Origin of the sequence: Bacillus hominis (assembly GCF_018332515.1) — a bacterium.
Lineage (GTDB): Bacteria > Bacillota > Bacilli > Bacillales > Bacillaceae_G > Bacillus_A > Bacillus_A hominis.
Map to the genome: position 1 here is coordinate 1 of NZ_BOQD01000277.1, position 5,428 is coordinate 5,428.

Sequence of the window (5,428 nt, forward strand, 5' to 3'; positions counted from 1 at the left end):
ATTGTTTAAGTGTAAAAAATTACATTAACGAAGTGAGTGAATTGAGTGGATGAATTTGAAAAATTAATTATTAGGAGTAAAAAGCTAGAGAATGAATCGGAGTTGTTACGAGAAGATATGAAAATGATTATTGATGAAAATGATAGGGTTAAAGAAGTTGCTGAAAACGCAAGTTTCTATTTGAAAGATATTGATAGGAAGTTTGCAGAAGCAACGAAATTAGACATCAAGGATTATTCATTTCTATTTTTAGCAGTGTCCTTACAATGTTTAAGGCAGTATCTTTTAACTCCTTTTGAAGAACGCAGTACCCACGATGTCAGTGAAAAAGACTACAAAAAGAGAGAAAAAGAGATTTTCGATGATAAGTTTGGTCAAATAGATAACGAAGCAAATAGCATAAGTTATACAGCTTCATTAAGTGACATAATAGCAAATGGGGTTCCGTATGATGTGCAATTTGGTAGTCCAGATTTTGATCTTGGGCTGAGTGGTAATGCGCATCGTTATAGAACGCTGGGACATGATCCATTATTAGGTTGGATATTTGGAACTTCGAACATTATGACTAGTACTCTAACTAGCTGGAAACTAAATACGTATCATATAACGCCCTCTCCAATGGCAAATGGCTATTTAAAAGCGAAAATAACGGAACAGGCTGATACTACAATTATGTTTGAGAAAGCAAAAAATCGGGCATTTAATGAACCGGAGATACTGGCGGCTGCATTAATAAAACAAGGATTACATATAAAATCTGATGAATATTCAAAAGCTGGTCTACCGATACCAGGCACTATTTTACTTTCACCAGACTTTTCTCAAGAACTTGCTCAATACGGTATTGATGCTGGTAATTTAAAAATAGTAGGCAAACAAGTGACATACTCTATGTTGATTAATATGTTAATAGCTATGCTTCATAGAATCTTCTATAACGAAAAAACATGTGGCTCATTAGATTTATATAAGGTGAAAACAAGAAAAATATTAATGTACTCAAACATAATCGCGTCAGTAAGTAATCTTGTTGTAGTGGCAGTTGAATCTACACTAAAAGGAAAACCAACGATTAAAAATTTAGATATTGGAGGATTGTTAGTTACTTTATATCGTATTGCCACAGATACTCAATTTATAGCAAATGTAAAAGCTGAATTCATTTACAATAATTTTAATCAGCTAATACAAGGTAATGAATACAAATTTAATATTAAATAAGGGGTAAAGAAATGAATTCAAATTCGAATGAGAGAATGAAAACAGACAATCTTTTGAGGAGGATAGGTGCGCAAAAGTGCGACTCTCTTTTTACACGATTATTTAAATCAGAAAGTGATTATTTAGATGAGGGATATAAAGAAGCAAGTGATGTTTACGCTAGAATAATAGTGGAACTAAATGAGGGGTTTCTGGAAATGTTGTCAAAGCTCGAGGAAACTGATGAAGAAAAGAAAAAATTAATTAATTACTTAATATTAGTTATTAACAAGCTAAGAGAAGATAATTTAAATACTGACAACGACGAACGAATGAAATTGCTTAATAGATGTTTAGATGTATTCAATGATGATGTAAACTCTTTTTCTTCTAATGATATGAAATACTTGGCATTAGATAATAAATTTTCTGATTGGAGACATGTATATGGTATTTCTAAGTAGTACCGAACAAAAGTTCAGGATGGAAGGATATTCTAAATGTGAATCAATATATAATAAAAAGATCGAAGAGCAAAAGGATGAATTTGATAAAAAAACACAAGATTTAATGAAGAATCTTGATGAAAAAGAACAGTTGATAAAAGACTTCATTTTGATGTTAAAAAAAGAAAAAAATAAATCGGATAAAGACCCAAACTTTATTAATGTTCTAGAAATGAGCATTTCTGTTCTTCAAGAGGATATTGAAAATCTTTCGGGATTAAGCGCAAATAATTTACTGGAAGATAAAGGGATTCCTACCCAAATAAAATTATTAGAATAAGTTGGATATATAGTATTTTAGTAGCCCTCTACATGACTTCATTTACTGCAACAACCAAAAAACTATTTCTTTTATTGAAATCCTCCAAAAGAAATAGTTTTTTCACATATATCCCTTTAGTAATCTTTATTTTATTTGTATATATAGCAATGAGAAAACTCCAGCTCATCAGTATTTTAAACCATGAATGAGTTGGAGTTTTGGTCTTTTATTCGCAAATTTCCCGTTCATCGAGTAAATCGATGACGCAGTCTTTATGTTTAAGAAGCTCCTTTTTAAATAAATAGTCAGCTCTCTTACCAAGTCGTATTAGTCTATTAGGTATGTTTTGTTTTCCTAGAAACATCATTGCTCCAGCATACATTATATTGCGTTTGTGTGGAGTTTGCTATGGTTATACAAAAAAAGAGTAACCGGCTTGGCTACTCTTCACATAGAAACTTGTATTTGTTCATTTCAATAAGAGACCGTTATTGAAGTCCCTTCATGAAATTTTGGATTTTTGATGATAATGCAAACAGCAGGATGCTAACTAAAATGGAGATAGCACCAATAACACCAAAGTAAATTGCTTCTGTTGCAGGATTATACAGTTTAACAACTTGGGCATTTATTGCTTGCGCAGACGCAGTTGATAAGAACCATAAGCTCATGGTTTGCGAAGAGAAAGCAGCTGGAGCCAGCTTCGTCGTTATTGATAACCCTGAAGGAGATAAACAAACTTCTCCAATTACAATTAAAAAGAAGCTAAAGACTAACCACATAGGATTCACTAAAGAGTGAGTACCGTTGATTAAAGCCGGAATAATCATAACTAAGAATGATAAACCTGCAAATAGCAACCCAATAGCGAATTTTTTTGCCGTTGAAGGCTGCTTCTTGCCTAACTTTATCCAAATCCATGCAAAAATCGGGGCAAGCGTTACGATAAAGATTGGACTTAATGATTGGAACCAAGCGGAATGCAATGTAATTCCATTGAACTGTAATTGAGTTCGTTGATCCGCGTATGTCGCTAAGATAATAGCACCTTGTTCTTGTATAGACCAAAATATTGTAGCTGCAATAAAGAGTGGTATATACGCAAGAAGACGAGATTGCTCTATTTTTGTTGTTTTAGGACTACGATACATATAAATGAAATAATAAGCTGGAATAACAATCCCTAAGATACTAATCAGGAATGTAAAACGATTTATAGTTAACAACCCAGTTGGAATTGTAACCACACCTAGCAATATTAATACAACCAGACCAACACTGAAATACTTAATAGTCTTCTTTCTTTCCGAATCTGATAATGGATTAGGTACTTGCGTACCGACTAGACCAAGGTTTTTCTGTTTTGTTCCAACAAATACCCCTAACCCAATTGCCATACCAATTGCCGCAACTCCAAAACCAAGGTGGAAATTATATTGCTGACCTAATGTTCCGACAACTAAAGGTGCAAGTAAGGCACCTAAGTTAATACCCATGTAGAATATACTGAACCCTGAGTCACGACGCGCATCTGTTTTACTGTATAAACTTCCTACGATGTTCGATATGTTAGGCTTTAACAACCCTGTTCCTAGAACTAAGAAGACCATAGAGATAAATAGCGCACTTTTACTACCCGGTAAAGCTAAAATAAGATGGCCAATCATAATTAAAAAGCCACCAAAGAATACGGTTTTACTTGGACCAAGTAAACGATCCGATATCCATCCGCCGATAATACTAGACATGAACAGTAAGGAACCGTAAATTGCCATTATCGAGGTTGCGGTAGATTGATCAATTCCTAATCCACCTTTTGCGACCGAATAGTACATATAATACAGCAAAATAGCTCTCATTCCGTAATGAGAAAACCTTTCCCAAAACTCAGTGAAGAATAAAGTGAATAATCCTTTTGGATGCCCAAAAAATCCTGTTTGAGGAATACTTTGAACAAGTTCGTTTTTTTCTTTCATAATGTTAATATTACCCCTTATTAATTTTTGATATTATACAAGTATAACTTAAGGGGCTCCCAGTAGTCCATAACTATCTAAGCCCATCGATGAAGAAAAGCAGCCAGAAGGCTGCTTTCTAAATGAATTGAAAAATCGTCATTTGCTCATTAGACACACCTTTCACTGAATCTACCTCTAAACAATCCAGAATTGATTGTGAGAGTGCTTTAGCTACTAAGAATGCTACGCCATTACCAACAAGTGTATCTTTGTGTTTCCTAGCAAGGGCGACTACATTCTCCATAACATAATCAGTTGTGAATTTATAAGATAAACAATTATTCTTAAAGCTGGTTTGAATTTTCGAAAGGTTTTATGCCAGTTTGCAGAATTAAAATTAAATAACGTTATTTTAATTGAACAGTAGTTATCTTGGAAACTTTAATTACGCCCAAAAAAGTTTGGGTTTAGATAATGCAACGTAGTAAGTAAAACGAATTGTACAACACCTACTGTAAACAACTGGTATAATAAGTATAGGAAAATACATAGAGGTGATTTTTGTGCAGCAATTTGAAGAAGTACATTCAATTTTAGAAAAAGCAAAGAAAATTACAGTGTTAACAGGTGCTGGTGCAAGTACGGAAAGCGGTATACCAGATTTTCGTTCATCAAATGGATTGTATGCTGATGCGAATGTAGAGATGTATTTGTCGAGAGGCTATTATAATAGAAGTCCGAAAGAATTTTGGAAGCATTATAAAGAAATCTTTCAAATTAATACATTTCACCAGTATAAAGCAAATCGTGGGCATCGTTTTTTAGCGGAGCTAGAAGAACAAGGGAAAGATATAACAATTTTAACGCAAAATATTGATGGTTTGCATCAAGTAGGTGGTAGTAAACATGTAATTGATTTACATGGAACACTTCAAACTGCGCATTGTCCGAAGTGTAAAACGGGATATGATTTACAATATATGATTGATCATGAAGTGCCGCGCTGCGGGAAGTGTAATTTCATACTAAATCCAGATGTTGTTTTATACGGAGATACGTTACCTCAATATCAAAATGCGATAAAACGATTATATGAAACAAATGTACTTCTCGTAATGGGAACGTCATTAAAAGTACAACCTGTCGCTTCATTCCCAGAAATCGCAAAGAGGGAAGTAGGCGCAACAACGATTTTAGTAAATGAAGAATTAACAGGACAGGAATATAACTTTGATTATGTGTTTCAACAAAAGATTGGTGAATTTGCCAAAGGGTTATCTTCGATTAAATAAGTTTTTGTTTTCGTAAAGAAACTGAGGTGAATGATGTCCACCTCAGTTTTTTTGTATGAATTATATTTATGTTATTGCGTACTAAGGGGAATGGTAATAAATAGGATGTTAAAACAGAAAACTGAAAATTAAATCTTTTATTTCTTTTGTAATTAATATAAAATTCTATATATATCATAAAATTAAATTTGATACATAATGATGTAT

General features: G+C 33.2%; 6 protein-coding genes. 4 read left to right on the forward strand and 2 right to left on the reverse strand.

Annotated features, from left to right (window positions below; translation table 11 throughout):
• Nucleotides 1-45: 45 nt before the first annotated feature.
• The 3 genes from KI356_RS22205 to KI356_RS22215 are packed head-to-tail and all read left to right on the forward strand — an operon-like array spanning nt 46 to nt 1,989.
• Nucleotides 46-1,224, forward strand: a complete 1,179-nt coding sequence (locus KI356_RS22205) for a hypothetical protein (RefSeq protein ID WP_212936474.1) — start codon at nt 46-48, stop codon at nt 1,222-1,224.
• 11 nt (nt 1,225-1,235) lie between these two features.
• A complete protein-coding gene (locus KI356_RS22210; RefSeq protein ID WP_212936475.1) occupies nt 1,236-1,667 on the forward strand; it encodes a hypothetical protein in 432 nt (143 codons plus the stop codon).
• Nucleotides 1,651-1,989, forward strand: a complete 339-nt coding sequence (locus KI356_RS22215; RefSeq protein ID WP_212936476.1) for a hypothetical protein — start codon at nt 1,651-1,653, stop codon at nt 1,987-1,989. Before KI356_RS22210 ends, KI356_RS22215 begins: the two co-directional genes overlap by 17 nt.
• Before the next feature lie 470 nt (nt 1,990-2,459).
• Here the strand turns inward: KI356_RS22215 and KI356_RS22220 are convergent, their stop codons facing one another.
• Together KI356_RS22220 and KI356_RS22225 are read right to left on the reverse strand one after the other, a co-directional pair.
• Nucleotides 2,460-3,947, reverse strand: coding sequence for a peptide MFS transporter (locus KI356_RS22220; RefSeq protein ID WP_212936477.1), 1,488 nt, complete (start codon nt 3,945-3,947; stop codon nt 2,460-2,462).
• Nucleotides 3,948-4,065: 118 nt separating this feature from the next.
• A complete protein-coding gene (locus tag KI356_RS22225; RefSeq protein ID WP_212936478.1) occupies nt 4,066-4,233 on the reverse strand; it encodes a hypothetical protein in 168 nt (55 codons plus the stop codon).
• Nucleotides 4,234-4,483: 250 nt separating this feature from the next.
• On the opposite strand from KI356_RS22225, the gene KI356_RS22230 reads away from it, so the two are divergent.
• A complete protein-coding gene (locus KI356_RS22230; RefSeq protein ID WP_212936479.1) occupies nt 4,484-5,221 on the forward strand; it encodes an NAD-dependent protein deacylase in 738 nt (245 codons plus the stop codon).
• Nucleotides 5,222-5,428 lie beyond the last annotated feature (207 nt).